The 26,933-nt window shown below is 72.1% G+C and carries 35 protein-coding genes; 30 read left to right on the forward strand and 5 right to left on the reverse strand.

Features of this window, described 5'->3' with window-relative positions; all coding sequences use genetic code 11:
- Window positions 1-181 precede the first annotated feature (181 nt).
- Complete coding sequence (locus tag EV284_RS31965) at window positions 182-1,609, reverse strand: hypothetical protein (RefSeq protein ID WP_130340412.1); 1,428 nt, start codon at window positions 1,607-1,609, stop codon at window positions 182-184.
- A gap of 146 nt (window positions 1,610-1,755) precedes the next feature.
- Window positions 1,756-2,082: a hypothetical protein gene (locus tag EV284_RS31970; RefSeq protein WP_130340414.1), complete on the reverse strand. Its 327-nt coding sequence runs from the start codon at window positions 2,080-2,082 to the stop codon at window positions 1,756-1,758.
- Between the two features lie 233 nt (window positions 2,083-2,315).
- Between EV284_RS31970 and EV284_RS31975 the strand changes: the two genes are divergently transcribed.
- From EV284_RS31975 to EV284_RS32045, 15 genes are all read left to right on the forward strand, one after another.
- Window positions 2,316-2,786: a hypothetical protein gene (locus EV284_RS31975; RefSeq protein ID WP_130340416.1), complete on the forward strand. Its 471-nt coding sequence runs from the start codon at window positions 2,316-2,318 to the stop codon at window positions 2,784-2,786.
- A 74-nt stretch (window positions 2,787-2,860) separates the two neighbouring features.
- On the forward strand, window positions 2,861-3,289 hold the full coding sequence (locus EV284_RS31980) for a hypothetical protein (RefSeq protein WP_130340418.1): 429 nt from the start codon (window positions 2,861-2,863) through the stop codon (window positions 3,287-3,289).
- 69 nt (window positions 3,290-3,358) lie between these two features.
- Complete coding sequence (locus tag EV284_RS31985) at window positions 3,359-3,790, forward strand: hypothetical protein (RefSeq protein WP_130340420.1); 432 nt, start codon at window positions 3,359-3,361, stop codon at window positions 3,788-3,790.
- Between the two features lie 78 nt (window positions 3,791-3,868).
- Window positions 3,869-4,105 carry a hypothetical protein gene (locus EV284_RS31990; RefSeq protein ID WP_242625882.1) on the forward strand — a complete coding sequence of 79 codons (237 nt, stop codon included), beginning with the start codon at window positions 3,869-3,871 and terminating at the stop codon, window positions 4,103-4,105.
- Window positions 4,106-4,270: 165 nt separating this feature from the next.
- Window positions 4,271-4,705: a hypothetical protein gene (locus EV284_RS31995; protein WP_130340422.1), complete on the forward strand. Its 435-nt coding sequence runs from the start codon at window positions 4,271-4,273 to the stop codon at window positions 4,703-4,705.
- A 122-nt stretch (window positions 4,706-4,827) separates the two neighbouring features.
- Entirely contained in the window at window positions 4,828-5,361 is a 534-nt protein-coding gene (locus EV284_RS32000) for a hypothetical protein (protein ID WP_130340424.1), read from the forward strand.
- Window positions 5,362-5,463: 102 nt separating this feature from the next.
- Complete coding sequence (locus EV284_RS32005) at window positions 5,464-6,258, forward strand: hypothetical protein (protein WP_130340426.1); 795 nt, start codon at window positions 5,464-5,466, stop codon at window positions 6,256-6,258.
- Window positions 6,259-6,357: 99 nt separating this feature from the next.
- Window positions 6,358-6,828 (forward strand): hypothetical protein, encoded by a 471-nt coding sequence (locus EV284_RS32010; RefSeq protein ID WP_130340427.1) that lies wholly within the window; start codon window positions 6,358-6,360, stop codon window positions 6,826-6,828.
- A 137-nt stretch (window positions 6,829-6,965) separates the two neighbouring features.
- Window positions 6,966-7,799 (forward strand): hypothetical protein, encoded by an 834-nt coding sequence (locus tag EV284_RS32015; protein WP_130340429.1) that lies wholly within the window; start codon window positions 6,966-6,968, stop codon window positions 7,797-7,799.
- Window positions 7,800-7,868: 69 nt separating this feature from the next.
- Window positions 7,869-8,732, forward strand: coding sequence for a hypothetical protein (locus tag EV284_RS32020; protein WP_130340431.1), 864 nt, complete (start codon window positions 7,869-7,871; stop codon window positions 8,730-8,732).
- 71 nt (window positions 8,733-8,803) lie between these two features.
- Entirely contained in the window at window positions 8,804-9,280 is a 477-nt protein-coding gene (locus tag EV284_RS32025) for a hypothetical protein (protein ID WP_130340432.1), read from the forward strand.
- Window positions 9,274-9,657 carry a hypothetical protein gene (locus EV284_RS32030; RefSeq protein ID WP_130340434.1) on the forward strand — a complete coding sequence of 128 codons (384 nt, stop codon included), beginning with the start codon at window positions 9,274-9,276 and terminating at the stop codon, window positions 9,655-9,657. The genes EV284_RS32025 and EV284_RS32030 overlap by 7 nt, the downstream gene beginning before the upstream one ends.
- Window positions 9,658-9,781: 124 nt before the next feature.
- Window positions 9,782-10,249 carry a hypothetical protein gene (locus tag EV284_RS32035; protein ID WP_130340436.1) on the forward strand — a complete coding sequence of 156 codons (468 nt, stop codon included), beginning with the start codon at window positions 9,782-9,784 and terminating at the stop codon, window positions 10,247-10,249.
- A 137-nt stretch (window positions 10,250-10,386) separates the two neighbouring features.
- Window positions 10,387-11,088 carry a hypothetical protein gene (locus EV284_RS32040; protein ID WP_130340438.1) on the forward strand — a complete coding sequence of 234 codons (702 nt, stop codon included), beginning with the start codon at window positions 10,387-10,389 and terminating at the stop codon, window positions 11,086-11,088.
- A 257-nt stretch (window positions 11,089-11,345) separates the two neighbouring features.
- Window positions 11,346-12,686, forward strand: a complete 1,341-nt coding sequence (locus EV284_RS32045) for a DNA cytosine methyltransferase (RefSeq protein WP_130340440.1) — start codon at window positions 11,346-11,348, stop codon at window positions 12,684-12,686.
- A 119-nt stretch (window positions 12,687-12,805) separates the two neighbouring features.
- On the opposite strand, the gene EV284_RS32050 is transcribed toward EV284_RS32045, so the two are convergent.
- Entirely contained in the window at window positions 12,806-13,015 is a 210-nt protein-coding gene (locus EV284_RS32050; RefSeq protein WP_207229188.1) for a hypothetical protein, read from the reverse strand.
- A gap of 101 nt (window positions 13,016-13,116) precedes the next feature.
- Here EV284_RS32050 and EV284_RS32055 point away from each other — a divergent pair, with 101 nt between their 5' ends.
- The 3 genes from EV284_RS32055 (at window position 13,117) to EV284_RS32065 (ending at window position 14,891) form a co-directional block, all read left to right on the forward strand.
- Window positions 13,117-14,007 (forward strand): hypothetical protein, encoded by an 891-nt coding sequence (locus EV284_RS32055; RefSeq protein ID WP_130340442.1) that lies wholly within the window; start codon window positions 13,117-13,119, stop codon window positions 14,005-14,007.
- A gap of 93 nt (window positions 14,008-14,100) precedes the next feature.
- Complete coding sequence (locus EV284_RS32060; protein WP_130340444.1) at window positions 14,101-14,502, forward strand: hypothetical protein; 402 nt, start codon at window positions 14,101-14,103, stop codon at window positions 14,500-14,502.
- Window positions 14,499-14,891: a hypothetical protein gene (locus EV284_RS32065; RefSeq protein ID WP_130340446.1), complete on the forward strand. Its 393-nt coding sequence runs from the start codon at window positions 14,499-14,501 to the stop codon at window positions 14,889-14,891. The genes EV284_RS32060 and EV284_RS32065 overlap by 4 nt, the downstream gene beginning before the upstream one ends.
- Before the next feature lies 1 nt (window position 14,892).
- Here the strand turns inward: EV284_RS32065 and EV284_RS32070 are convergent, their stop codons facing one another.
- Entirely contained in the window at window positions 14,893-15,240 is a 348-nt protein-coding gene (locus EV284_RS32070; protein ID WP_130340448.1) for a hypothetical protein, read from the reverse strand.
- On the reverse strand, window positions 15,237-15,764 hold the full coding sequence (locus tag EV284_RS32075; protein ID WP_242625883.1) for an XF1762 family protein: 528 nt from the start codon (window positions 15,762-15,764) through the stop codon (window positions 15,237-15,239). Before EV284_RS32075 ends, EV284_RS32070 begins: the two co-directional genes overlap by 4 nt.
- Before the next feature lie 226 nt (window positions 15,765-15,990).
- On the opposite strand from EV284_RS32075, the gene EV284_RS32080 reads away from it, so the two are divergent.
- From EV284_RS32080 to EV284_RS32135, 12 genes are all read left to right on the forward strand, one after another.
- The gene (locus EV284_RS32080; protein ID WP_130340450.1) at window positions 15,991-16,398 is read left to right on the forward strand and encodes a hypothetical protein; all 408 of its coding nucleotides are present in this window, start codon (window positions 15,991-15,993) and stop codon (window positions 16,396-16,398) included.
- A 134-nt stretch (window positions 16,399-16,532) separates the two neighbouring features.
- A complete protein-coding gene (locus tag EV284_RS32085; RefSeq protein ID WP_130340452.1) occupies window positions 16,533-16,961 on the forward strand; it encodes a hypothetical protein in 429 nt (142 codons plus the stop codon).
- Window positions 16,962-17,424: 463 nt separating this feature from the next.
- On the forward strand, window positions 17,425-17,865 hold the full coding sequence (locus EV284_RS32090) for a hypothetical protein (RefSeq protein WP_130340454.1): 441 nt from the start codon (window positions 17,425-17,427) through the stop codon (window positions 17,863-17,865).
- Window positions 17,866-18,592: 727 nt separating this feature from the next.
- Window positions 18,593-19,189 (forward strand): hypothetical protein, encoded by a 597-nt coding sequence (locus EV284_RS32095; RefSeq protein ID WP_130340456.1) that lies wholly within the window; start codon window positions 18,593-18,595, stop codon window positions 19,187-19,189.
- Between the two features lie 111 nt (window positions 19,190-19,300).
- The gene (locus EV284_RS32100) at window positions 19,301-19,765 is read left to right on the forward strand and encodes a hypothetical protein (RefSeq protein WP_130340458.1); all 465 of its coding nucleotides are present in this window, start codon (window positions 19,301-19,303) and stop codon (window positions 19,763-19,765) included.
- Window positions 19,766-19,867: 102 nt separating this feature from the next.
- A complete protein-coding gene (locus EV284_RS32105; protein ID WP_130340460.1) occupies window positions 19,868-20,221 on the forward strand; it encodes an HNH endonuclease signature motif containing protein in 354 nt (117 codons plus the stop codon).
- Window positions 20,222-20,432: 211 nt separating this feature from the next.
- Entirely contained in the window at window positions 20,433-21,161 is a 729-nt protein-coding gene (locus tag EV284_RS32110; RefSeq protein ID WP_130340462.1) for a hypothetical protein, read from the forward strand.
- Between the two features lie 110 nt (window positions 21,162-21,271).
- Entirely contained in the window at window positions 21,272-21,871 is a 600-nt protein-coding gene (locus tag EV284_RS32115) for a hypothetical protein (RefSeq protein WP_130340464.1), read from the forward strand.
- A 343-nt stretch (window positions 21,872-22,214) separates the two neighbouring features.
- Window positions 22,215-22,922 (forward strand): hypothetical protein, encoded by a 708-nt coding sequence (locus EV284_RS32120; RefSeq protein ID WP_130340466.1) that lies wholly within the window; start codon window positions 22,215-22,217, stop codon window positions 22,920-22,922.
- A gap of 278 nt (window positions 22,923-23,200) precedes the next feature.
- Complete coding sequence (locus EV284_RS32125) at window positions 23,201-24,991, forward strand: hypothetical protein (protein WP_130340468.1); 1,791 nt, start codon at window positions 23,201-23,203, stop codon at window positions 24,989-24,991.
- Between the two features lie 97 nt (window positions 24,992-25,088).
- The gene (locus EV284_RS32130; RefSeq protein ID WP_130340470.1) at window positions 25,089-25,802 is read left to right on the forward strand and encodes a hypothetical protein; all 714 of its coding nucleotides are present in this window, start codon (window positions 25,089-25,091) and stop codon (window positions 25,800-25,802) included.
- Between the two features lie 76 nt (window positions 25,803-25,878).
- Window positions 25,879-26,895: a hypothetical protein gene (locus EV284_RS32135; protein ID WP_130340472.1), complete on the forward strand. Its 1,017-nt coding sequence runs from the start codon at window positions 25,879-25,881 to the stop codon at window positions 26,893-26,895.
- The last annotated feature ends 38 nt before the right edge of the window (window positions 26,896-26,933 follow it).

Below are 26,933 nucleotides of genomic sequence, written 5' to 3' on the forward strand. Positions count from 1 at the left end.
GGCCCCCGCACCACACCCGGCACACCGCCGACACAAGCCCCGCCCGACAACACCCCCCAGGAACGCCCTGGAAGAGGGCTGGGGGCTCGTTTACGGACTTGTTGGACCGTTCCATGCGCGCGTGTGTGCGAGGGGCTGTGGCGCCGCCCTGATGGCCTCGGGCGGCGCCACGGTGGTGGTGCTAGCGGCCGGCGTGCTCGGCGAGGGCCTCGCGGGCTGCTGCTGTGCGGAGCCGGTCGGCCTCGGCCGCGCGCTGCTCCTCGCTGAGCGGCTCCAGCCAGTAGGACGATTCGCCCGTGGTCGACTCCAGGTTCACGCCGCCGGCCTGGGCGCGGTAGCACTGCCAGTCTTCGCGTTCCGCCCATGCGATCAGGTCGAGGGCGGCGGCCCTGTCGACGATCTCGGTACGGGGGTCGCGGCCGAACACGCGGAAGTGCTTCATCCAGTGCTCGCCCTCGCCGAGGAGGGCGGCTGCGTTCTCGGCGGCGCTGCGGATCAGGGCGGGCGCGGTGCCGAACACGGAGTCGAGGGAGGCGCGGGTGACCATCAGGTGCATGTCCGGCGGGAAGGTGCTGCCGGTGGTGCTCTCGTTGTGGCTGCGGAATGTCCAGGTGGGGCGGACCCAGGGCGCGCCGGGGCCGGCGTAGGCGGTGACGGTGGCGACGGTGCGGGTCTGGCCCATGTGCGCGTGGATGACGTCCATGCCGGGGCGGATCATGTCGGCGCGGACGGGGAGCGCGGAGCCGTCGGCGACGGCGGCGAACGTCTCGGCGTAGTAGGCGGCGAGTCCCGCGTCGATGTCGCCGGTCAGCTCGGCGTCCGTGGGGCGCTCGGCCGGGGCGGGGAACGTGTCGCCGGGGGTGGCGGGGCGCAGGTACACGGTCCGGCCGTCGCGGTAGACGATGTGGGCGGTCGACTTGCTTGCGGACATCCGCTTGACGGTGCGCTTCACCTGCGGCTGCATCATCGCGGCGGTGATCTCGTCCAGGGCTTCACGGGTCGGAATGACCTCGGTGGGGCCGTCGTTGACGATCCGCACGTGCTGGCGCTCCTCGGCGGCCGGGGGGAGCGGGGCGTAGCGGCGGGTGTCGCAGTGGATGGCGCCCTGGTCGTCCTGGTGGATGAGGCGGCCCGCGCTGCGCCGGTTCTTCACGATGGTTCGGACGTGGGTGGCGGGGATGCCCGCGTGGGCCTGGCGGCCGTCGACGTACACGGCGTGGGGGGCGTCGACGACGTCTTCGGGCAGGGGTGCGGTGTCGCGGGCGTGCTGGGCGGCGTCGCGGCCCAGCTGCTGTACGGCGGAGGTGATGGCGGCCAGGGTGCGCATCTTGCGGGAGGCGACGGCGCTGGACGCGACGGCGTCTTCGAGGCGGCCGCGGGCGCCCTTCCGCTTGGCGACGGTCCACAGCATGGTGACGGTCTCGTTCTGGAGGGCGCGGCCCAGCTCGGTTCCGGCGTAGGCGGCGGGGACGCGCATGCCGATGCGGACGACGTGGCTGGTGAGGGTGTCGCGGTCCTGGCTGGTCACGGTCACGGTGAGGTCGTGGGCGAGCGCGAGGGTGACGATCTCGTCGGCGTTCTTGATGCCGGTACGGGGCTCAGCGGCCATGGGGTGTTCCTTCGTTCGGGGTGCGGCCCCGGTTGCTCTCCGGGGCGGGGTGGGGCGGTGCGCCCTGCGCCTGACACCGGGGAGGGCCGGTGTGGGGGGCGGGGCGCACCGCCCGCCGTTGTGTGGGCGGGCGGTGCGGCGGGCGGTCAGCCGTCGGTGAGGATGCGGCGGGCGAGTCCGGCGGCCTGGGCGGCGCTGATGGCGTACACGATGACGAGGGCGGTGCCGGGGACGTCGAGGGTCTGGAGCTGGAAGTCGAGCGACTGGAGGTCGCGTTCCACGGGGTGGGACGCGGCGCGTTCGACGGCCAGGAGGTCGACGGTGAGATCCGGGTGGGCGGGCGTCCACCGGCATCCGGTGTCGGCGAGGACGAAGTACTCCCCGGTGATCTTGCGGAGTTCCACGCGGTAGGCCGGGGCGCGGTCCATGTCTTCGGGGAGCGGCGGGGGCGTCTTGTCCAGGCTCACGGGCACGGGTGTTCCTTCGTTCGGCGGTGTGGCCCGGTTGCTCTCCGGGCCCGGCGGGAAGCGCTCCCGCCGAGAAGAACAGTACACCAGTCGGAACGATGCGCAACACCCTTCACAGACCAATAAAGCTGCTCTGATCAGTCCCGTTCCGAGTGGTGTACTTTTCCGGTGTGGTCATGTACTGTCGTCATCAGTCGGGGAGAGCAACCCCGACAACCACCGCCGAACGAAGGAACACCATGCGTCTGCGTGCCCTCTTCACCTGTCCCGCCGCCCTCCTCGCCGCCGGACTCGCCACCGCCACCGTGGCCATCGCCGCAGTGGCCGGCATGACCCCCACCGCCGCCGCGCCCCACCCGGCCCGCACCACCACCATCGCCGCCCCCACGGCCACCGCCGACACCGTCGCCACCTTCAACGACGGCTTCACCGACGGCCGCTCCGACGCCATCGGCGACGACAACCGGAACAACCGCGTGGAGCCCGGCGAGACCGGCTGGAGCTGCCGCACCACCCCCGCCGCCGACCTCGACCTCTGCCTCCAGGTCGCCGCCCAGCCCTCCTACTCCTGGCGCGCCCCCAGCGGCGCCACCATCGGCAACCCCAACGGCCGCGCCCTGATCGCCGACCTGGAGGTCAAGCCCGGCACCCCGCTGTGGACGGACACCCTGCGCGCCCTGCACGCCGACTACACCGCGCACACCCGCTGACCCCACCGCCCACCAGCCGGGGCGCAGCCGCCGCGCCCCGGCCCCCTCCCCACCCCCACGAAAGGTGCCACCCCATGGCCACGACGTTCGACCTCGACCCGTTCACGCGCCCGGTGCTGATGAGCGCCCGCCCGAACGACACGCACCCGTACGAGTACGACCCGGCCGCCGTGCGCATCGTCCGCGCCGACCGCGTCCAGCACGGCGACGTGGTGCTCGGCGAGGTGTACGGCCACGACCCCGGCCACGCCGCCACGGTCAGCTACCTGCCGTACGGCTGCATCCCCTACGCCGCCCGGCCGCGCCCCATGGACCCCGCGTGCCCCTGCGAGCTGTGCCAGCAGCACCGTTCCGACCCGTTCACCTACCTCACGGAGCCGGTCGCGCTCACCGTGTGGCCGCGCGACGAACTCGACCTCGACCCGGTGTGCCAGTTGAACAACGCCGACGAGCTGGTGATGGTCATCCCCGCCCACCGGCTCCCCGAGCGCCCCGTCGCCTGACCCTCCCTCGCCCTCGCCGGGGCGCAGCACCGCGCCCCGGCCCCCTCCCCCCCTGAAAGGCGCCCCCGCGTGTCCGTCCTGCCCCGCAGCACCCCCGCCCGCGTCCGCGACAGCCTCACCGCCGCACTGGCCGGCACTGCCGTTGAACTCACCGGGCCCGCCCCCCGCTCCGCCATCACCTTCCTCGCCAGCTACCGGGGCGCGCAGTGGAAGGTCACGTACATGGGGCTCGGCAACCTGTGGGGCGTGACCGGCCCGGCCGGGTCCGGTACTGAGCACTCCGTCCCCCGGTTCACGGACGAGATCGCCGCCACCATCACCGCGCCGTGGCCGCAGCCGGAGAAGGCGCCCGCCGACCCGCACCCCGGCGTCCCGCGCACCCACCTCGGCGTCGACGTGCCCGAGCTGGTCCGCGCCCAGTGGAAGACTCCGCTCGGCGACGGATGGCGCCTCGGGGTGCGCTGCGCCGTGGGCAAGCTCCCCGACACCCGCCCCCGCTAGAACCGCCCCCAGGGGCGCAGCACAGCCCCGCTGCGCCCCGCCCCGCCCGTACGACCACCTCAGGACTGGAGAACCCCTGTGGCTGCTTCTGGCGCCCCCCTGTACCGCGACTGGACCGCGATGCGTCCCGCCGACTTCGACCAGGAAAGGCCGGCCGAGCCGGAGCGCCTGATGGATGTGCGGCGGCCGGTGCTCGCCGAGCCGGACAAGTGCGGGACGGAGGCCCTGTTCGGGCAGGCCCCGCCGCCGCGCCGGAACCGGCAGGAGCGGCGCGGCGCCAGTGCGCCCGGTACGGGGGCCGAGACCCTGTTCTGACCGGTGCGCCGGGGGGCGGGATGTCCGGGCGTGAGTGGGTCGGCCAGGGAGCCTGAAATTAGTTCCCCTGGCCGCCTTGCCAGCGCGTTTCCGAATGGTGTACTGTTTTTCTTGTTGGCGGAGAGCAACCGCCAACACCACCGCCGAACGAACGGAACACCCGCCATGGCCTCCACCCGTGCCCGCGCCGCCGCCGCCGAACTCCGCAACCGCGCCCGCGCCGCCCGCGAACTCCGCACCGCCACCAAGGCCGTGGCCACCGGCACCGCCTCCGCCTCCAACCACCTGATGGCGGGCGGCGTCACCCCCCTGGTCGCCCACAACTACGCGGCCACCCTCACCCGCAAGACCAAGAGCATCGGCCGGACCCCGCTCGCCAGCCGCACCATCAAGAAGCGCCCCGGCAAGAAGGGCCTCACGGTCTCCCGCACCGGCGACCTCGCCCGCATGAAGCGGCACCGCGTCGTCCCCGTCGCCCTCTGGACCCTCGAAGACCTCCGCGCCCTCGCCCTCTCCGGCTTCCGCCCGAAGAACACGCAGGTGGCCGACTTCCTCGCCGCGCTCGCCCTCGGCCGCCCCGCCGCCCGCGCCGCCGCCTGACCGACCCTCAGACCGGCCCTCAGACCGGCCGGGGCGCAGCCCCCTCCCCCCTGCTGCGCCCCGGCCCCCCGGACACCACCACACCCGCGCCCCAGCGCGCCCTCGAACGGAGCCACCACGCCATGAGCACCGCCCTCGCCCCGCTGCCCAACGCCCTCGCCGCCGCCCACCGCGCCCGCACCATCGCCGACTCGATCCGCGAGCAGCCCAACCACGACGCCGCGCTCCCGCAGCTCCTCACCGCCGCCGCCGACGTGTTCGCCACCGAGCCGCCCCAGGTGTTCGACGGAACCACCGTCACCAACACCGTCCCCGCCGACGCCATGTTCGCGCTCTGGAAGGCCGACGAGATCGCCGCCGAGACCCCCAGCAGCGGCCTCCCCGAGAACTTCACGGACTACGTGCTCGCCCCCGTCTTCCGCCGCCCCCTGCCCTTCCCCGACGCCGTCCACGCCCGCAGCGCCCAGCTCGCCCGCCAGCAGCACGTCTTGCGGGACCGGCTCACCTCGGTACACGAGACGCTCAACGCCCACCCGCTCGACACCAGCGACCGCACCACGCACCTGATCCGTACCGCGCTCGCCCTCCACGCCGGGCTCGCCCACCTGGCCGACGTCATCCGGCTGGACAACACGCGCCCCTGCTACCGCCGCTGACCCACCCCCAGCCGGGCGGGCGTAGCAACCCGCGCCCGCCCGGCGTTCCCCCCGGTGAGAGCAACACCGGGACCCACCCCGAACCGAAGGAACACCCGCACCATGAGCACCGGCACCAGCCCGTACGTGTACAACCCCGCCCCCGGCACCGAGTACCCGTTCAGCATCAGCGACATCGCCCGCGCCGCCCGCACCCTGCTCGGCCCCCGATGGCTTGCCGAGTCCGGCCACTGGGGCACCACCGGCACCCTCTCCGCCGCCTACACCGCCGACTTCACGCTGAGCATCGACAGCGAGGGAGACCTCTGCATCGACTTCACCCGGTACACGGAAGACGGCTTCCCCGAGACGCCCGAGCTGCCCGAAGGCGTCGAGGACATGGACGGCGGCGTGTACCTCCCTGTCGCGTGCAGCGTCGACGGCCTGGACGAGCTGGCCGGCATAGTCGCCGCCGCGATCCGAGCCGTGACCGGCTGCCCGCCCTACACGCTCGCCGAGATCACTGCCCCGGCCGAGCTGGACTTGCTCCCCACCGTCGACGTGATCGCGGTACGCGACGCCGCCGAGAACGTCCTCCAGCGGCGCGGGGAGGAAGCGCTCCCCGGCATGGTTCACGCCGCCGTCCGTAAGTTCCTCGCCGACCAGCCGGACGCCCGCCCGCTGGGCGTCCGGTTCACCACTAAGTGCTACGACGACGGCTTCTTCTGGGACTTGGGGGACGCCCTCGTGAGCTTCCCGGACGGCACCTTCCGTGAGGTCGACTTGACGGGACGGGACGACGACCTGAAGGCGCTGAACGGCGCCCTGATCGATCACGCCAAGTGGGCCGGGGAGGTCGGCCCCGGCAGCACGCTCACCGTGCAGTTCGACCCGCCCGCGCTGGTCGCCGCGCTCTAGCCCCCCGCCCCCGTCCGGGGCCCCGTACGCCACCGCGCGCCGGGCCCGGCCGGGGGAGCCTCACCCCGACGCCCTACCGCACGAAGGACACGCCCGACCATGAGCACCGCCCCCTCCGTCTTCACCCTTCCCGACATCCTCGCCGCCCTGCACGCCGGGGTGGAGCTGACCGCCGACGAGTCCGGACTCGACTTCCTCGACGGCCGGTTCACCTGGCCGTACGCCGCGACCCTCGCCCGCCTCGACAACCCCGACACCACCTGGTCCCAGGTGAGCGACCGGCACGACAAGCTGCGCCAGCTCTGGTCGGCCGGCACGGACCTCCCGGACACCGACGACGACGCCCGGACGTACACCCGCGAGCAGGTGAGCACGGCCGTGAACTGGGCCGTGGACGAGGCCGCCGACATCAACCATCTGGGCGGCTGCGCCGACGACGTGGACAACTTCCTCGTCAACGCCGTCCTGACCCTGCTGGACGACCCCGACGCCGCATTCACCGACGTGGTCGACGAGTGCTACGGCGAAGACCCGGACCTTGTGTCCCGGTGGCTCCACGACGCCGCCTGACCTGCCGCCACCCTCGCCCGCAGCTTGGGGCGGTTCCGCCCCGAGCTGCGCCCCCTGGGACGCAAGCAGCGTCCCGCTGGCCCCATACGGCCGGAGAGCAACCGGCCGCCGTAACCCGAATCGAAGGAACACCCGCGATGAACACCCTCGCCGTTGCCCACGCCGCCGCCGCCACGGCCCTCGCGCAGCTCCTGCCCGCACGCCGTGGCGTCGCCTGGCAGCCCGGCCCCGCCGCCTTCCCCGTGCACCCCGACGCGCCGACCACCCGGCTCACCCAGCACGACCGCACCCTGATCGTCGCCGAGCACCAGGGCGCCATCGAGGTCTGGGCGGGCGAGCCGCAGACCGTGTTCTGCCGCCCGGCCGCCGTGGTCGACGCCAGCACCCCGGACGCCGTCGCCGTCCTGGCCGCCGAGGTACTGCGCAGCGTGCTCCCCGCCCTCGACAACGAGGCGGCCCGCTACACCGGCCCCAACCACGACCACAAGCAGGTGGTCCGCGCCAAGGAGCGGGCCCTCATAGAGCTGGGCTACCTGCTGCGCGACCTGGGCGCGGCCGACCTGGCGGGCCGCCAGCACATCGACGGGCCCGGCCTGCACTGGAAGACCAGCGAGGGCGCGGAGTGGGACGTGCTGTCCCTCGGATACCAGGGCACGTTCACCGTGGCGTACAACGGGCCGATCAGCGGCCTGCACGGGCTGCTGCCGTACCTGCTGCGCCCCACCCCGGGTGACGGCCACACCGACACGGGCAGCGCCTTCACACGCCACCTGGGCGCCCGATTCCCGCAGTTGGCCCCCGTCGACGCCCACGAGGTGGACTTCGGCCGCATCGACACCCCCGGTGGATACATCGCGCTGCCGTCCCTCGACGTGTGCCCGGACCACGCCGACGACTCCACGCGGGTCGCCTCGCAGATCGCCCACGTCGGTATCGACCTGCTGCTGGCCGCCGCCTCCGCGCTCGTCTGACCGTCCCGCCGCCGCCCGCCGCGCCCCTGCCCGTCCGGGGGGCGCGGCACCCCGAGAGGAACCCGCCTGATGACCACCAGCACCCCGGCCGGCCCGACGACCCCGGCCTCCGTACCGCCGTGCCCCGCGCTCACCCTCGCCGACCGGGTCGCCGCGCTGCTGCCCGCCCGTGACGGCGAACTCTGGGCCGTGCAGCCCTACCGGGCATGGTGGACGGTCCAGCCCGCCGCCCGCCTCGTCCAGGGCGGCCGAGCCCTGATCCTGTCCTGGCACCCGTGGAGCACCGGCGTGGCCTGGCAGCTCCCCGACCGGGAGCCGTACCAGCCCGACGCCAAGACCGACGAGATCGGCGCCCGGCATGTTGCCGACGTGCTGCTGCGCCACGTGCTGCCCGCCGTGGACGACGAGCTGGCCGGCCGGGACACCCGCGATGGCGCCGAGGTACGCCGCGAGCGCCTCGCCCGCATCGGACACGTCATGCGGAGGCAGGGTGTGGCCACCCTCGAACAGGCGGGCCCGTTGGAGTCCGCCGCGCACTGCACGTGGGGGACACCGTCCGGACTGCGGTACACGCTCACCCTGTTCGGCACCAACCCCGCCGGGCACCTCACCGTGGAAGGCCCCGTCGCGGCCGTGGAGGCGACGCTCGCCACGTTCCTGCCCGCCCGGCAGGACAAGACCCCTCGGATACCGCTGCGCCACGTACGGGGCCGTATGCAGCGCCGCATGGCCGCGTTCCTCGCCCGGCACACCGACGTGGAGCAGGTCGACTCCGGGGCGCTCGCCTTCGGCAGCGGGGACACCCCGTACGGGTTCGTCGCCACCCCCACCGACCCGGTCGCCCGCGTCCGGGACACCAGCCCCGTCACGGTGGAGCTCCACGGCCTGGGCGCCGACCTCCTCGCCTACCTCGCCCCCCAGCTCACCCGCTGACCCACCCCCTGGTGCGCCCCGTACGGCCCTCACCGCCGTGCGGGGCGCACCGTCCCGGAAGGACTCAACCCGTGCCCCTGAACAAGGCCACCGTCTCCGCGTTCGATGACGCGCTCGCCAAGCTGGCCACCGCCGCGCGCGCCCTGATCCCGATGATCGCCGAGACGCTGCACGCCCAGTTCCCCACCGGCGCCTACCTCGTACTCACCCGCTCCAAGGACCCCGGCCACGCCGACGACGTGCTCTTCCTGAACTCGGTACGCGACGCCAGCGGTGGCATCGTCTGCTGGCTCGACCCGTCCGGGGGCGCCCTCGACCCGCTCCCGGCCGTCCCCCCGGAGATCGCCGCCCGGTGGGGGGACAGTGACCCCCGGAGTCAGCGGGACCTCCTCGACCTGCTCCAGGCCGTCGACGCCGTCGACCGGTACACGTTCTTCGACTGGCTGCCCGATGAGGCGCGGCGCCCCGGCGAGAGCGACTACCGGGAGCCGATCGGGGTTCCCCTGCCGTGCCAGTGCCGAGTCAGCGGGGAGTGTGCGCCGTGCTGAAGCCCGCCGCCACGGAGCAGCTCGCCGAGCTGGCCGGCCACCTGGCCACCGCCCCGTCCGGCTCCATCGCCACGGCGATCGACGCCGCCGAGGTCCGCGCGGAGACGATGCGCGGACGGCACACCGATGAGGCGTTCGGCCGGTACTGCCGGTCCGCGCTGCCGCTGATCCTGCGCCGCCTGCTGGACGCGGAGTCCCAGCTCGCCGCGCTCCGTGCCCAGTCCGCCCGGCATGTGGCGGCGGCCGATCTCGGGGACGAGCCGTCCCCGGCCGAGCTGCTCGACGGGTACCGGCGCGCCGGGGTCGACCTGGCGGAGGAGATCGAGGAGGCGCGGGCCGAGCTGGAGGCGGAGGCTTACGCCTTTGCCCTTTCATGACCAGCGCCCCGCGCCCTGTGCCGAGCTGGCCGGGGCGCGGGGTGTAACAGGTCGGGCCGAACCGGCGTTCCCCTTCACGATCACCTGATCGCCGCCGTCCTCGCCGGAAGTGAGACCCGTACCGATGTCTAACCGTCATGACTCCCGTAGCCCGATCGCCCTCGTCCTCGCCGGAACCCTCGCCCTCGTCATCGGGGTCGGCATCATCATGGGCGTCATCGCTGGCTCGAAGGCGTTCGGCCGCTACCAGAGCATGTCCGACGCGAAGAACGAGGCGCAGATAGCCCTGGTCCACGCCCGGAACAAGGTCACCGTGACCGAGATCGAGATCCGGAACCAGAACCAGCGCATCCAGGTCACGAAGCAGAAGGCGCAGATCCGGTACGAGGAGGCCGTCGGCCTGCGCCACGCCCAGGACGAGGTGGCCAAGACCCTGACCCCGCTGTACGTGCAGATGGAGTACGCGCGGGCCCTGGAGGAGATCGCCAAGTCGGGCAAGAACAACAGCGTGGTGTACATCCCGACCGGTGAGGGTGGCGTGCCGCTGGTGTCCGGCGTGGCCGGCCAGCCGCAGGTCTCGCCCCGCAAGTAGGTTCGCGGCACCCACGCTTCGGGCGGACCCGCCCGAAGCGTGGGGTGTAACAGGTTCGGTCAGGCGGCCGTTCCCCACTGCACCAGGTGCGGTCGGGGAGCGGCCGCCACACGTTTGCCCGCCGAGGAGCCGTCCGCATGTCCCGTCACTCCCGCAAGAAGCCCACCCAGCACGACCGCGTCCACCGGCACGCCGCGCTCGACCTGCTGCTGCCCCGGCTGGAGGCCGGCCGCCTCACCGCCGAGGAGGCGAAGCTCCTGGCCGCGTACGTCCGCGAGGAGGTCCGGCTCGGGACGAAGGCCCGCAAGTCCCTGACGCGTACGAACCGGCGGCTGGCTGAGCACAGGGAGGCCGCGGACACGGCGATACGCGAGGCGGAGCAGCGCGCGGCCGAGCTGGAGAAGAGGCTGACCGAGGCGGAGGCCGTCAGGAACCAGGGCAGGTACCGGCATGTGTCCGCCCCGGCGGGCGTGGAGCAGGAACGTCTGGATGCGCGGCGTGGCTCGGCCCGGTGGATGATCGCGCAGCCCTCCCTGACGGTGGCCGACGGGATGAAGCTGCGCGAGCACTTCGACGCCGAGGCCGCCGAGCGGGACGGGTTCCGCTCGATGCTGTGGCAGGTGCTCGGCCTGCTGACCCCGGTATACGTGAACGGCAAGACGGCCTTCTTCGAGTGCAGGAACCCGGTGAAGCCGGATGCCGTGCGGTACTGGGAGGCGGCGCTGGGGCTGGGGGACGGGCAGTCGCGTTGGGCGCCGCCACTGGCTGACCACGCCGGCCTGACGAACAAGATGGCGAACGAGTACGGCGCACTCGCCCGCAAGCTGTGGGCCTCCTGACGGCTTCCCCGTCCTCAACCTGTCGGCCCCGGCGCCTGGTCGGGGCCGGCTCTCGTGTTGCCCCAGGTCGCACCGGGGAGGGGGGCCGGTCTCTCGGCGACTCCCGCCGTGGCGACGCTCGGCTCCCAGCTCACGGCCGAAACCGCGCTCAAGCAATCAGCGCATCGCTGACCAGCCTCATTCCGAATGGTGTACTATCGCGGTGTTGGTGGAGAGCAACCACCAGCACCACCGCGAAACGAAGGAACACCCGCCCGATGAGGACTCTCCCGGCCAAGGTCCAGACCGCCGTCCATGTCGCCACGCTCACCCGCAAGGCCGGTCTGCCCATCCCGGCGGAAGTCCTCACCGTCCTCGACGAAGCCGCCGCCCCGTTCCCCGGCCGCTGGCTCCTCGACCCTCTCCCCGGCGACCCCATCCGCGTGGTCGAGCTGTTCGCCGGCCCCGGCGGCTGGTCCGAAGGCATCGCCGCCGTCCTCGGCGTCAACGTCGACGCGGTCGGCATCGACATCTCCAAGGACGCCTGCGCCACCGCCCGCGCCGCCGGGCACCGTCGGATCTGCGCCGACATCACCACCCTCGACCCCGAGCACTACGCGCTGCGCCACACGCGCGGCCTGATCGTCTCCCCGCCCTGCCCCTCGTTCTCCCCGGCCGGGAAGCACACCGGGCAGGAGGCGGCGAACATCCTCACCCTGTGCCGCGTCCTCGCCCAGTGCTCCGAGGCGGGCGGGTTCCTCCCCGGCAGCGAGCTGGACGACTGGTGCACGGGCTGCGCCGTGTGCGACGAGCTGGGCTACCACGACGGCTACGCCCCCCGCTCCGGCCTCTCCTGGAACGACCTGCGCGCCCAGCTCGCCCCGCTCACCGACGCCCGTATCGGCCTCATGGCGGAAGTCCTGTTCTGGGCGTTCGGCCTTCAGGCGTCGGGCGCGCCGCTGGAGTTCGTCGCCATGGAGCAGTCGGCCCGCCTGCCCGAGCAGATCCTCAACGACCTCCGCCTGGAACTGTGCGGCGGGCAGGGCGAAGGCGAGTGGGCCGCCGCCACCTGGGGCGTCCTGGAGGCCTCCCAGTTCGGTCTCGCCTCCCGCCGCGAGCGCGTGTTCTTCCTCGCCACCCGCCGCTACGTCTCGCTACCCACCCCCGACCCGGAGACCCTCCCCACCTCCATGGCCGACGCCCTCGGCTGGGAGGAGGGCGAGCGGATCAACACCCGTGGCGTCCGGCCCGTCGACCCGAAGACCGGCCGCGCCAAGGGCGGCAACGAGTTCTCCGCCGACAAGCCGTCCAACTGCCTCACCGGCAAGGCCCGCACCTGGAAGCGCGTCAGCGACGGACTGCGCCTCACCATGCACGAGGCCGGACTCCTCGTCGGGTTCCGCCGCACCTACCCGTGGCAGGGGAGCCGCTCCAGCGCCTTCCAGCAGGCCGCCGACGTCGTCTCCCCGCTCATGGCCGCCCTCGTCCTCGGCGCCGCCCTCGGCGTCCGCCTCGGCAAGACCCTGGCGCGCGACTACCTCACCCAGCTCTACGCCATGGACGACATGCTCCGCCAGGACGACGACGCGCTCACCGACGACTACGACCTCGCCACCTAACCCCGCCCCGGCGCCCCGCCGCGCCCCGGCCTGCGGGGTGCGGCGCGGGCGCTTCGATGGCTGACAGCGGCTCTCCCCGGGGCGGACACCCCCTACCAGGCTCCCGAGGCCGGCGCGGATCACGTCCACCGGTCCGGGCCCACCCCGCGCCAGTCGATCAACGGCGAGCGGGCCACCTCCTCGGGCTCCAGCTCCAGGCCCGCACGGCGAAGGAACTCGACCAGGTCCTCGATGCGGTAGGCCGTCCCGAGGATCTCCCCGTCGACCCGTACCCGCCGCCCGCCTGAAGGGGACGGCGGGTACACCACGACCCGCAACGTACCAGCCACCCGGCCAGGGTCCCCCGCCCGGTGAAGGGGCGCAGCACGGGCTACGCCGATCAGCCATACCGGCCGCCACGTAAGATGACCCCGGACAGGAAACGGGAACCATGGCATACCTCTACGCCAGCGCCTCCATCCAGGTGCGGTACATGCACGGCATCGGTCCTACCGCGCTGGCTCTCCTCGCGGACACCGTCACCCGCCACCTGGTGCAGAGGGAACGGTTCACTGTGCACCTCGACGGATGGTATCCGCCAAAGTCCAGACACTTTCGCTGGATGAACGACAAGGAGAACGACCGAACGGTCAAGTCTCTGGAGGACACCGTCCGGAACAGGTTCCCCGGGCCCTTCGGCATCGACGTCGTCCAGACCGCCAAGTCGAATCTCCTGATCAGGTTCGTCCCGCACGATGAGTGGCACCCAGAACCGGCCGCCGCTCCCGGCCCGCCCGTTCTCGCCACCTCTGATGCCTCCTACCGCGGCCCGCACCATGCCCGCGCGGGCATAGCCGTCAACGGCACGGCGACGACGATCGACCTCGCGCCCGCCGGACATATTGACTCGAACGGATATGAATTCCTCGCTGTGTGCCTGGCCCTCCTCACGGCGGTTGGCGAACGCAGCCCGCTGACCGTACGCAGCGATTCGACCGAAGCGGTACGCGAAGGGCGGTTTCTCCGCGAGGGGCAGATGCCATCCTGGGTGTATCGGCATGGAAACGAAGTGGTGCAGCGAGTGGCCGCGTCAGCGATGTCTGCCAGCAGGCTGCGACCCGTACGCATCGAGCATGTACCCCGCGAGAATGTGGCCGCCGCGCACTATGCCGCCTTCAGCGCTGCCGGCGAGTGCCCAATGGCGATGCGAAGCTGGGCGACCCGGCAGGGGATGCCACTGTCCTGGGTTGACGCTCAACGTGGCCTGGACTCGCGCGCGCCATCTAAACCGGCGTTCGTAGAGCGAAGGACTGTTATTGCCGCCGGTCCGATCTGGGCTTGAGCACGAGGGGGCGCAGTACGGGCTCCGCCGACCCGGCCCGCCACCGGCACGTGCAGGCGTAACAGTGCGCGGCGCGCCCACGTTCCCCCGAGCATGAGCGATGTCATCCCGGCCGGCCATGAAGTGGCTGCCGCCTTCAGCGAGGACCCCGGACTGCGAGCCTTCTCCGAGTCGCTCGCCTGCGTGCAGGTGAGCGCCTCCCTGGCCGTGAACGGCCGGGTGATCAGCTACGAGCAGTCCCTCCCGCTCCATGAGTGGCGGACCATCTCCGACGACCTGGCCTGGCGCGAAGGCTACGAGCGGCACATCCGGCGCTGCCTCGCCGAGGCCCTCGTGGACGCCCTGAACCCGCCCGTGGTCGTACGGGCGCCGGACCCGGTCGATGAGGCCGTAGCGCGCATCTCAGCCGGGTGCCGCCCGGACCATCTCCAGGACGCGGCCGCGGGCGGAGCCGGTGCAGCCCGTCAGCAGCCCGAACTAGGCTCGAAGGCGTGACCACCGCCCCCGATGCGGACGCCGACGGCGCCCCGTTCGACCCGCACGCGTTCCCTTCCGACCTGCGCAAGGCTCAGCGGAAGGTGGACGACCTGTTCGCCCGGCTCCACGCACTACAGAGCACGCTCCCGTGGTCCCGCGAGCCGCACCCCGGGTGGCCCGCCGTCGACGAGCGGGCCAGGAAACACCCAGGACGGCCCGCTACGCCCGGCTGGACGGCCGAGCAGGCCGCCGAGTACGACGGGCTGCGCGCCGAGCTGCGGGACGCTGCAGAAGCCGTACGCGGCCACGAGTGGTGGAGGGAGTGCTGGCGCGCCGGGGTACGGGATGCCGCGCTGGTCGACGCCCGCCAGGCCCTCAAGCACGCCCCGTCCCCCGAGGACGCCTGACCTACCGCTCCCGGCGGGGCATGCTCCCCGCCTGGTCCCGCTCGAACGCCCTGGTGGGCTTCGCGCTGCGGCTGCCGTGCGCCATGCGCAGTCCCGGCTGCGGCCACTGGTACAGCCGGACCGTGATCGTGGTGTCTCCGAGGAGGTCCACCTCGACCTGGTAGCGGATCGTGCCGTCCGGCCACTCCTGCTTGGCGAGCACCGGGGCGTACCGCCAGCGGCCCGCCGACCACACGCCGAGCGCGGGCCGGTCCCCGGCCGGCCACGCCCACACCTCCGGTGCCGGGCCGTCGTCCGGGCGCCAGGGGCGGGACGGCTCGGGTTCGGGGACCGGCTCGGTGCTGCTCACCCCTCCGAGGGTAGGGGGCGGCCCTTCGTGACGCGGTCGGCGGGAGCCTCCCAGCGCAGTCGACCGACCTGGTCGACGCCGTGGGACTGCCGTGGACGGCTGGGGCAGTCCCAGCCCCTCCTCGGGGGGATCTGCGCCACGACCCGCCATCCGGCTCCGCGCAGGCTCGCCCCGCTCTCCCCGTCCTGCGTGTAGGTGATCAGCCGGGTGTAGCCGAGAGCTTGCGCTGCCCGCCAGGCCGCCCCGTACAGCAGAGAGTTCGCGTTGAAGGCGCCGTCCGTGGCCGTCCGGGTGACCTCCAGGGTCTGCCCGTCGTCGAGCATCCGGGCCACCGGCCGGCCGACCATGGCGACCGCGCGCAGCATCGCCGTGTCGTCAGCGGCGCCGACGCAGAACACCGCCCCGGCCGGCGGCTTGTGGTGGCGGTGCCACTCGGCGACGAACGCCTTGGCGTCCTTCTGCTTGACCGGAACCAGGTGCAGTCTCGGGTGGCTCTCATGGCGGGCGGTACGGGGGCGGGGCACAGCGGGTCTCCACGTGGCGGTCGGCGGCGCCGTGCTGCGCCTCCGGGGGACCGCACACCGTGAGTCCCCGGAGCGCCTTACGTCTGGATCACATCTCCGCTTGGGACGTGATGAGTTGAGATGTGATCAGTTGCGGGGCCGGGGTGTAACAGGTCGGGCCGGGCTGGCGTTCCCCTGATCAGCACGGCCGAGAGGCGGCCGTCATCCCGCCCGGAAGGCCCGCTCCGTGTCCCAGTCGCTCTCCCACAGCCCCCGCCGCGGCCCCGGCCCGCTCACGGTCGTCATGCTCGCCCTGGTTGTGTTCTTCGCCGTGATGGTGACCGCCTGCACCAGCCAGGCCGGCACCGACGACCACGACGGCACCCCCGTCTGCCGGGCCACGCACACCTCGACGGGCGACTACGTCCCGGCGGGACTGCGGCCGTGCACCCTGTACGGCTCCAGCCACTACTCCGGTGACACCGGGCACTACTCCGGCAGCTCCAGTCACGGCAGTACCAGCCGGACGGGAAGCGGCGTGAAGAAGCCCGCCCGGCCCGCCGCTCCGAAGCCGAAGGCGCCGTCGCTGGTGAAGCCGCCCACCATGCCGAAGCCCGCGGCCGCGCCGCCCCGGGTCTCCCTCTCCAAGCGGTGACCAGGCCCGGCCCGCGAGACGAGCCAGCGCCCTTCACTGTCCGAGCGGCGGGCTTCGTCGAGCCCATCCGGGACACAAGCCGGCCGAGCCCGTCATGGTCCGCTCGACCTTGCTCCCGCACTGAAGGAACCTCCGTGGCCGACACCTCCCTCTTGAAGTCCAACGAGGCACCCTGCGCGTCCTCCTGCCAGTCCGGCGAGCTGCTCGCCCGGCTGAACCACTGCATTTCCCTCCACGCCCTGTTGGCCGGACTGATCTCCCTCAACCTCGTTCTGACCTTGATCGGTATCGGGGTCGGGATCAGCCTGCGCGACCAGGTCGAGGCGCAGCCCCAGCCGAAGCCCACCGCGACCGCCCACCCGTCGCCGGGCGCCACGACGCCGACAGCGCCCAGCCCGGAGCCGACCCCGCAGCCCAGCGGCAGCTGCAACATGTTCGACCCCGAGTGCTCCGACGGCGTGTCAGCCGGTTCGACCGGCGGAACCGGCCCGACGTCCGGGAGCACGGACGGCACGATCTTCGGCGGCCAGACCGGCGGCGCGGACGGAGGAAGCGGCACGTAGCCCCCCCTCGCACACCACTGCGCCCCGGCCGGACGACTCCCCGGCCGGGGCGCAGTGCGTTCCGGAAGCGCGGACGGTCATCGGCGGCTGGAGCACCACCGGTGCCCGCAGTCGATGAGCCGCCGGTCCGGGGCTGGCAGACCACCGATACCAGCCGGGGGGAGCGCCGGGGCCGGGATGCCCAGTTCCCATTCCAGGGACCAGATCCGGCGCGGGTCGGCAGTGTCGTGGGTATCGCAACGCCGAACGAGACGGCGCAGCAGGGTCTCAAGCATGGCCGTGTTGTAGCAGGTCACGGGTGCTACGCCCCAGGGCCTATCGGACGCAAGCACTCCGGTTCGTGCAGGGTGCATCCGCTTTGCCCGTGGCGCGCTCCCGAGGCTGCCACCACGGCGGCCGCGCGCCGCCGGCGGAAGGGAGCTGCGTGCAGCCGCACGTCATACGAGCGCTTCACGACTGGCGCATGGCCTGGGCCGACCATGAGAGTGCCGCACAGGACGCGTTCACCGCGGCGTTCCCGGCGCTGAACACCTCCGACCCGCGATGCCAGTGCTTCGGCCCGACACTGCGCTGGGACGTCGACGGCGAGGGTACGGGGAAGGTGTGCCTGGACGGCCACGGGCGCGCCACCATGGCCTTCGAGAACGTCCCCAAGGCCGCGATCGGCAAGGCCATGACCGAGACCTGGGGGGCCGACTGGTTCGACGAGGGCCCCGGCGGGCTCGCGGCCGCCGAGCCCGGCCGCTACCACTACGAGGACGAGCAGACCTACGCGGAGTACGAGTTCGACGTGAAGGCGGACGGCACCGTCGACCTCGACATCGCGTACGTGAAGGTCGACGACATCGTGGCCATGCTCGACGCCCTCGAGCGCGCCCTCGCCGAGCTGCGCTGCGCGGCCTAGGCTGCGCGAGGTGAGGTGACGTGCCAGAGCGCTCTGGAACACGTCACCTCACCTCGCCGCGCATCATTCCTCGGAGCCGCCGCGCCCCCTGGCGATAAGCGCCGCAGCGACCATTCCCACCGTGGTGATTAAGGCCGCGATGATGGTGCTCATTTTTCCCCCTTCGGTTGGGACGCCGTGGTGCGTCCGAAATCACGATCGCACGTCCGCCGAAGGTCGCTGTCTAGCTCAACGCCGCTGGTGGGGAGGGGTGTCTACCCCGTCTTGGGGTGCGGGGCCGAAGGGGCGTTTTACAGGTCTGCGGCCGTTTCCGCGTAGGAATCCTGCGGGAAAAGCTGCTGCCGGGAACACCGGCGCGACGACCACCGGCAACACGTCCTCACCCGGTGCGCCAGGGGCTACCACTTTCTGAAGCTGATGCCTGGCACTTTTCCCCGCTCTCCCCTACCAGGTCCTACTAGACGGATTTCATCCCCGGCCGCGGGCGCCTACGTAGTTCGTACCAGGTGAAAGATCCGCCGCGAATTTCTGCGCGCAGCGCCGCGCGGGACGTACGGCGGGTCCGCCGGTTCCGGGGTTGTGCCCTTGCCGCCCTCGGTAGCCTGGCTCCCGGAGACCTCGCCGGACTCCCCCTCGTGGACCCGCAGTTGCGGGGATGCAGCCCGTTCCGGCCGGGCTGGTCACGCGCGCCTCGCGCCCCGCCCGCCACCGCTGAGGAGTCCCCCTGATGCCCGAACAGCAGCACGCCCTGGTCGCCCCCGAGTGGGACGGCGGCGCGTTCGTCTTCACTCACACCTACGGCAGCGGAATCTCCGTCTGGGCGCGGAACCTGGGCGCCGTCATCGCGGAAAGCCCCCGGCCCCGCGGTGTCGCCGCCCCGCTGTACGCCGGCACCATCGCCGACATGAAGGCCCTGGCGGACTTCGTGGCCGACTTCGTGGAGCACGCCACCGGCGACGAGGACGAGGGTCTGCGCCTCGGCCGTGTCCGCGACACCAAGCCCATCGTTCAGCGCACCCACAGCGACAGCCCGGCGAGCCGGATGCACTTCTCGTACCGCAGCATCCTGATGGACACCGTCGGGCCGTGGGACGGCGCCGCCGCCGAGCTGCTCCTCGCCCGCGTGCGGGGCGGGCACAGGGGGCACGTCGGGTTCTTCGCCACCGGCCTGCCCGAGTTCCCTGCCGACGCCCCCCTGGACGTCGTGCCCTACGGCCTGCCGAGGGCGGTCATCGACCGGGGCGCGGCCGCCGACCTTGCCGACTTTCTAAGCGAGCCGCCTGGCCGTGTGCTCCCCCGTGAGGTCGCCGATCGCTGTCGCTGACTCTGGGCGCGACGTAAGACGTCTAGGACGCACAGGGTCTCGCGTCCTCGCCGTTCATCAGGGTCCTCCGCGTGGCAGGCCCGGCGTGCGGGGGCGGGACGGAGAACCGCTGTGGATGAGCAGCAGCCGCCGATACGCGTCCTCCCTTGGTGTAACCGGCTGTACAAGGTCGGCCGCGCGAGGGTGCGGGTGTTGAAGGCGCCGCCGTTCGACGGCGACGGCATCACCGTGCGGGAATGGGAGTTGCTCGCGCTGCCCTACGAGGTCGGCTTCATGCTGATCTCCCTTGCGCCTCACGCGGAGTTCGGCCGGCGGGGGGCTCGCGCCCCGGGAACGTGGAAGCGGCTCTGGAACATCGTGCGAGAGGACACCGGGCGCATCCACGAGTCCTACTGCCAGGGGCGACCGCGCTCCTGGTGTGGTGTCGCTCTCCGTATCCCCTGCCTCCACATCTGGCTGACGTGGCGTACACCGCGGCAGCGGGCCGCTCTGTACGCGCACGGGCAAGGGCCCTGCACGGTGTGCGGGGAGACCAGCGGTGGGTGGAAGAGGACGGTCGGCGGCGACGCGACGTAAGCGGCGGCCGCCGCGCACTCTCCTCGCCTCGCCCCGGAAGCGGACTCCTGGGCCGCGCTCCCTGCGGCCCGGCGCGCCGGGGCAGGCAAGGAGAACGGCGCTGTGGCGCAACGAAAGACCGGCCCCACCGACGTGGTGAAGGTCATCGTCTACGACCGGGACGATGGCACATGCGTGCGCTGCGGGGCCCGGCATGACCTGACGATCCACCACCGCGTGAACCGGGGTATGGGCGGCGCCCGCGAGGCGTGGATCAACCAGGCCCACAACCTCCTGACCGTGTGCACCACGTGCAACGGCTGGTTCGAGGACCACCCGCGCGAGTCGTACGCGGCCGGCTGGAAGGTTCGGCGGCCGCAGCTCCCCGGCGAGGTCGAGGTGCGCTACCCGGACGGCTGCTTCTACCGGCTCACCCCGGACGGGGTGCGCTCGACGACCGTGGCGGCCGCGCGGTGACCCGGCGCAGGCGCAGGCGCAGATGGATCTCGGACATGTTCGACGCGGTGCTCGACGGGCTGATCGAAGCCCTGTTCTCTCGGGGGTGGAAGTGATGTTGCGGAAGCAGTGCCCGGCGCGGGCGGAGAAGGTTCTGGCCGGCGACTTGCAGTGCCAGCGGGCCGCCCGGCATGTGGGGGAGCACAAGGCGTCACCGAGGGCGGATTCGGCGATGCATCATTCGTGGTCGGAGGGCGCTGACCGGTTCGGCTACCAGTGGCTGCCCGGCAACGTCCGGTTCCGCAAGCGAGAGTGCCAGGCCCTCGACAAGGTGTCGTACGGCCTGGGCGGGCTCGTCGTGCGGGTGCTCATGTCCGCAGCGCTCTGGGCGAGCGGGAACCCGGGCGCCGCCGCGGTGTTCTTCGTCTTGGACATGCTGCTGTCCGTACGGCGGCCGCACTTCGTGGACGTCGGCCGGTTCACCGTGGGCGTGTTCCTGGCGGTTCCTCGAAGCAACTGCGAGCCGTTCTTCTCGATCGGCTTCACCCGGCACGGGCCCGACGCGGGCGCGCCGGCGAACGGCCTGTCCATCGGGTTCGGCCGCGTCGTGCTCATGGCGTGCACGCTGCTCCCGCGAGCCGAGTGGAAGGTGTTCCGGGCGGAGCAGGCCGAGCGGCGGGCGCAGCGGAAGGGGCCCCGAAGGGCGCTCCGGGTCCGGCGTCGGCTGCGTCGGCTCGTGGTGGCGGGGCCGAGGTCGCTGCGGGTGGGTTCGTGGATGCTGTGGTCCGGGCGGATGCCCGGGACGACCATCGGGGTCGGGCAGATCACGGTGGCGGACAAGCCGTCCGACCTGCGGCTGACGCGGACCGAGGACTGGCGGGGACACACGGTGGTCCTGTTCGGGCGGGCGTTCGCAGTGCTGCGGAGCCGGCCGGTCGAGGTTCGGCAGCTTCGCACCTGAGCACCATCAACCTGGGTGGTGTACCATTCCGGGCGTGGTGCCGACATGGGGTTACCCCAGTCGGTGCTGGGCGCAACACCGCGCCACGTCTCCGCTCACGGAGCCCCGCCATGCCCCGCATCGCCAACAGGCTGAACATCGAAGCTCCGGACTACGACGCTCTGCGCGAGAAGGCCGAGAGGGACGTCGTCCAGGCCCTGGACCGGGTCGAGCGCCTGGACGACCGCGTCCAGCTGGCTGCAGAGATCATCCAGCAGGCCGACATCGAGATCGCCACCTACGCCGACACCCGTAACGAGCTGCTCGCCAGTCTCTACCTGCACGATCTGATCGAGGGCGCGCAGCTCAGCCAGATCGCCGGCGTCAACAAGAACGGGCTGCGCAGGCTGCTGGGGTACGCCGTGTACGGCTCCGCGGCGAGGAAGACGCTCCCGGCGTACATGAGCGACGCGGACATGAACGCGCTCGCCAAGCAGATGAACGTCCGCCACATCAAGAAGTCCCCGGGGAAGCAGCTCCTGGAGGCGTCCCTCGTCATCGAGGAGGCCAAGGCCCGCCGCAAGGCCGCCCTGCCCGTCTTCCGGAGGACGGCTCTCGAGCTGGTGGAGAAGCACGACTGGGCGGTGCACCAGGTCGCGGCTCACACCGGGCAGACGAACAAGTTGATGAGCGAACACCTCAAGTTCGCCCGCAAGGCCCGGAAGTCCTGACGGCTTACCCGCCTCCAACTCGCCGGCCCCGACGCATAGTCGGGGCCGGTTCTCGTGTTGCCCCAGGTCGGACCGGGGACGGATTATCAGGCCCCGGTACCGGCGCCTGATAATCCGGCGCCGGTGAAACCTGCCACCGGAAAGCCGGGTCCCGGAGGATCAGGCGCCTTTAGTAACAAGATCAAGTAACACAATGAAGTAGTTCCGATGCCTTCGCTTCGCTCAGGCATCGGCGGGCATCTCGTCTCGCTTCGTCTCCGCGCTCCGGCGCCGAAGCGGCGCACCACAAGCAGCAGCAGGGGAGAGGTGTCGCAAAATCCGGGCGGGTGACGTTCCACCAGACATGACGATGAACACCACGCCTCCGCAGAACCTCGCCCGCCACTTCTACGACATCCATCGGGCCGACGTCGCCGATCAGGGCGGCCAGCTCCCGCACTGGTACCAGCTCCCGGCCGAGATCCAGGCCAACGTGCAGAAGGACGTGGACAAGTTCTGGACCGCGCTGCGCAACGCCGAGCAGGAGCAGCAGCAGGAGCGGGTCGAGCCGGAGGCGGTGCCGGACATCCGCGGAGTGCTGGAGAGCGCCGGAGCCGACCAGGCGGAAGGCCCGGAGAGCACCCCCTCGCCCGTCAACGCGTGCAACTGCCCCTCCTGCCTGCTGGAGGCCGTCCTGCGGATGCTGAACCCGCCGACCGAGGGTCCGCCCGCGCCGCCCGCCGAGCGGCGGGTCCGCCTGGTCCCGCTCGACGTCCGCCGCTGGGGTGTGACGCTGAGCGCCGACGAGGAGGAGAAGCTGGAGAAGCCCGCCCGGAGGGCGCGGCCAGCAGAGCTGGAGCTGATCGTCGCCCGTATCGACCCGGGCGTCCTCACCGGCGACGCCCCGGCCCCGCCGCCGATCATCGACTTCGGCACGCCGTGGATCACCGAGGCCGGCCTCGAACGAGCGTTCCGGGAGGAGATGCGGCGTGACCGGGAGCGGCAGCGCTGGGCCGCATGGGTCGGCGATTCCTTGAAGCGGCTCTCGACGGTGTCTGCGGGCACGGTGTAACAGAACCTGCCGCCCTGTCGTACTACAGGGTGAGGCCGGTTCCCCAACACCGGCCGCCTCTCGGGGTGACAGGCGCAAGCACCGCCTCCCTCCCCACACCGTGACGGCGCGCAGCCATCGCCCCGAGAGGCCCAGGCTTCCGGCCCGGACCGCCTCCCTGCACAGGGGGAGCGAGTCGTCTGCGGTCCCGCCGGAACACGCGGCCTGGCCACGGGTCTGGGCATGGACCCCAGGCCAGGCCGCGACACAAACCCCCCACGGACTGCACCTTCCGGGCCATGTCCCTACCGCAGTCCCCCGCCCGGCGGCGCGTGACGCCCTCCAGCGAGGCGCTGCGCAAAGCCCGCCAGCCCGGCGTCACCTCCAAGGACGCCGCGAACGTCGCCGACGTCCTGCTCCGCGCCCCCGCCAAGGCCCGCCGGCACGCCTTCAAGCACGACATGGGCGGCCGTGAGCGGGCGTACGTCATGCGGGAGGTCGAGCGGGCCACCGGCTCCATGTACGGGCTGTGGGCGGACACCCCGTCCGGGTTCATCGAGGACGTCCTCGGCGAAAGCATCTGGGGCAAGCAGCGGGAGATCGTCGACGCGGTCCCGTTCCACAAGCGGGTGGCCGTCCCCGCCGGATTCGGCGTCGGAAAAACGTGGATCGCGGGCAGGCTCGTCGCCTGGGCCGGGTCCGTCAACGCCCCCGGCACCATGGTCATCGTCACCACCGCGACCCGGTTCCGGCAGGTCCGTAACCAGCTCTGGCCCCACATCCGCAAGACGGTCGCCCGAGCCGGGTTGCCGGGCTACTGCGACACGACGCAGTGGAAGATGCCCGACCAGTGGGGCAACGACGTTCTCGTGGCGTACGGCTTCACCGCGCCGGACAACGACGAAGCCGCAATGCAGGGCATACATGGGACCCCGAAGCTGCTGATCGTCGTCGACGAGGCCGGCGGCATCGCGCGCATGATCGGCGCAGGCACGAACAACCTCCTCACCGGTGACGCGCGGATGCTGGCGATCGGCAACCCCGCGATGGACGACCCGCGGTCCTGGTTCGAGACCCTGTGCGAGGAAGGCGACGACCCCGAGGAACCGTCCACCGTCACCATCCCCATCGCCACGTTCGACTCCCCGGCGATCACCCGCGAACGCGTCCCGTTCTGCAACGACTGCCCCGACGGCGTACCCCGGCACTCCCTCGCCATCCACCTCCCCGACCAGGACTGGGTGGACCGCACCCTGCGCGAGTACGGCGAGGACCACCCGTACGTCATCGCCAAGGTGCACGCCAAGTTCCCGAAGGGCGGCGGCGGCCTGGCGATCCCCGTCACCTGGGTCGAGGACGCGCAGAACAACGACGACCCGACCGGACCCGGCTGGCACCGGATATGCGACCTCGGCCTCGAAGGCGAGACCGCCAAGCACACCGTGAAGGAAGGGGCCTGGGTCCGGTTGGGCGTCGACGTCGCCGCCGACGGCGGCGATGAGTTCACCATCTACCGGGTGGTCGGCGACGCCGTGGAGATGCGTCACGCCAGCTCCGGCACCGCCAACGACAACCAGGTGAAGGTCGCGGAGAAGGTGCTCGAGGAGATCCGCGCCGCGCAGCGCCTGGCGGATGCCCTGAAGTCCCCGCACCCCGTCCGCGTGAAGGTCGACAAGAACGGCATCGGCCACGGCGCGACCAGCATGCTGGAGGTCTGGGCCGACAACGGCACCCACCAGGCCCAGATCGTGGGCGTCATGGTGTCCGAGAGCCCCAGCCAGGACGACCCCGGCGCCGTGATGCGCCCGTACCGGAAACGGGACGAGATGTGGCTCGCCACCAGGGCGCTGCTGCAGCCGGACCCGTCCACCGGCACCGGACGGCTCCGGCTCCGCGTCGACCGGCAGGCCGGCATCCAGCTCTCCACGCCCAAGCTCGGGTCGAACACCGCCGGGTACAGCATCATCGAGTCGAAGAAGACGATGAAGGCCCGCGGCATGAAGTCCCCCGACCGTGCGGAGGCCGCGCTCCTCGCCCTGTACGAGCCCGATCCGATCAACCGCCGTCGCCGTCGCGGTCTGCTCAACTGACGGCGGCCGCCGCGCTACGATCACGCCACCCTGGGCACCGGCTGGTCCTCTCCCCGGCCCGTGCCCGAGGGCCTCGCACGACTTTCGGAGGGCACCTGTGTCACGTCGTACACGCCGTCACGGCAGCGGAGGCCGCACCGGGCAGCACTACAGCGCCACCCCGAACCTGCGGTCCTACAGCACCCCACCGGCCGGGCCGGTCACCATCACCCGCGCCGACGGCACCACGGACGTCGAGGCCCCGCAGAGGGCCGTGCGCAGCACCCCGCCCGCGCAGCGGCGGAAGAAGCCGCCGGCCGGGAAGAAGCCGAAGCCGCGTCTGATGCCCACGATGAAGCAGCTCCTCACCGTGGAGTGCACCGGCTGCGGCCGGCCGGTGGGGGAGCCGTGCACGATGCGGCAGGGGCACCGCGCCCGGGTTGAGCTGTACCGGGCGGTCAACGGGCAGAGCGACGCCACCCCCGATCAGGTGAAGGCCGCCGTGCAGAAGGGGGCCCAGGTCCGGGAGGAGAAGCTGGCCGCACGCCGTCGCCCCCCGACCGAGGCCGAGCGCGCCTCGCGGGCCGCCCAGTCCGAGGCCGCCAAGGAGAACAACCGGCGCAAGAGCAGCAACGGGAATCCTGGCTCCCCAACCAGGTCGGCGAACACCCGCGCGGTTCCGCCTGCGCTCGTCAAGGCCCGCGTCTGCCGCCGGTGCGGCGCAGCACCCGGCGAGTCGTGCAACGCTCGGTTGAAGGACGGCTCGGCCGCGTTCCACCAGGAGCGGGTGCAGGATGCCCGCCGCGACCTCCAGGCCGTGATCGACGGCTGACCGGGCACGGGCGAGAACGAGCCCATCCTGGCCGCACCTCCACCCGGGCCGACCGGACAAGGCACACTCTTGTGTCATGAGTTCGCCCGCCCACCGCCTCAACGCCGGCAGCGGCCGCCCCGACACGGCGGCCACGCTCACCGTCGTGCCCCCGCCCGCGACCGCTGTCGTCGAGCTGGAGCAGGTTGTCGGCCGGCTCCGACGGCTGCACCGGGCCTCGCCGCGCTTCCTGTCCGCCGCCCGGCTGCAGCAGATCGAATGGGTGGCCGCCGAACTCACCACCGCGCTCCCGCTCGGCCTGTCCGAGACCGCCGGGGAATCCCTGGCCGCTCTCCTCGCCGAGGACGCCGTCGGCGCCTACCTGGCCTACAGCCGCAGCGGCTTCCTGCGGACCATGCCCACCGTCTCCACCGACCCCACCAGCAGCGACGCCTCCGAACGCATCCGGATCTTCTGCCTGGACCTGATCGCCCGCGAGGCCAAGGTCCCCTTCACGATCCCCCCGGCCCTCCCGCAGAAGCTCAGCCGGACCCGTCCGGACTTCGCCGACCTCATCACCAGCCACCTGGACGAGCTGGCCGAACGGCATCTCGTCGAGGGCGGCGAGGAGTGGGTGGAGTCGTTCTCCTCGGAGTCCCTGGTCCGGGGCCGCGCCATGTGGGCGGTCATGCGACGCCTCAAGCCCCGCATCGGGGAACTGGAGGTGATGGGGACGACCGACTGCGTCGCGGACGCCAGCGGGCTCTACACGGTGACCGTGATCCGGATGCCCCAGGGCGGTAACCGCGGGGAGAGACCGGAAGCCGACACGGCCACCCTCGACGAGGCAGACAGCGCTCTGATGGGCGAGTGGCTGAAGCTGCGCACCGAGCTGATCACCCGACTGCGCGGCGGTGTCCCCGATCAGCTCTGGCTGGCCGTGCCGCCCGCCGCCGACTACGGCGTCCCCATCAACCGGCGCGGCATCAGCCGGTTCTACAAGAAGGTCGCCGACCAGATCCAGAGAAAGCAGGACGCCGCCGGCGTTCCCGAGGAAGACCTGATCCCCACCAGGTGGGAGACGTTGCGGCGCGCCCTGGCCGCACCCGACTAGGCGCGCCTGGAAGGCGCCTGAGCGCCCCCAGGACGCTG

The organism is Streptomyces sp. BK022, from assembly GCF_004217355.1.
In the GTDB taxonomy this organism is placed as follows: Bacteria; Actinomycetota; Actinomycetes; order Streptomycetales; family Streptomycetaceae; genus Streptomyces; species Streptomyces griseoluteus.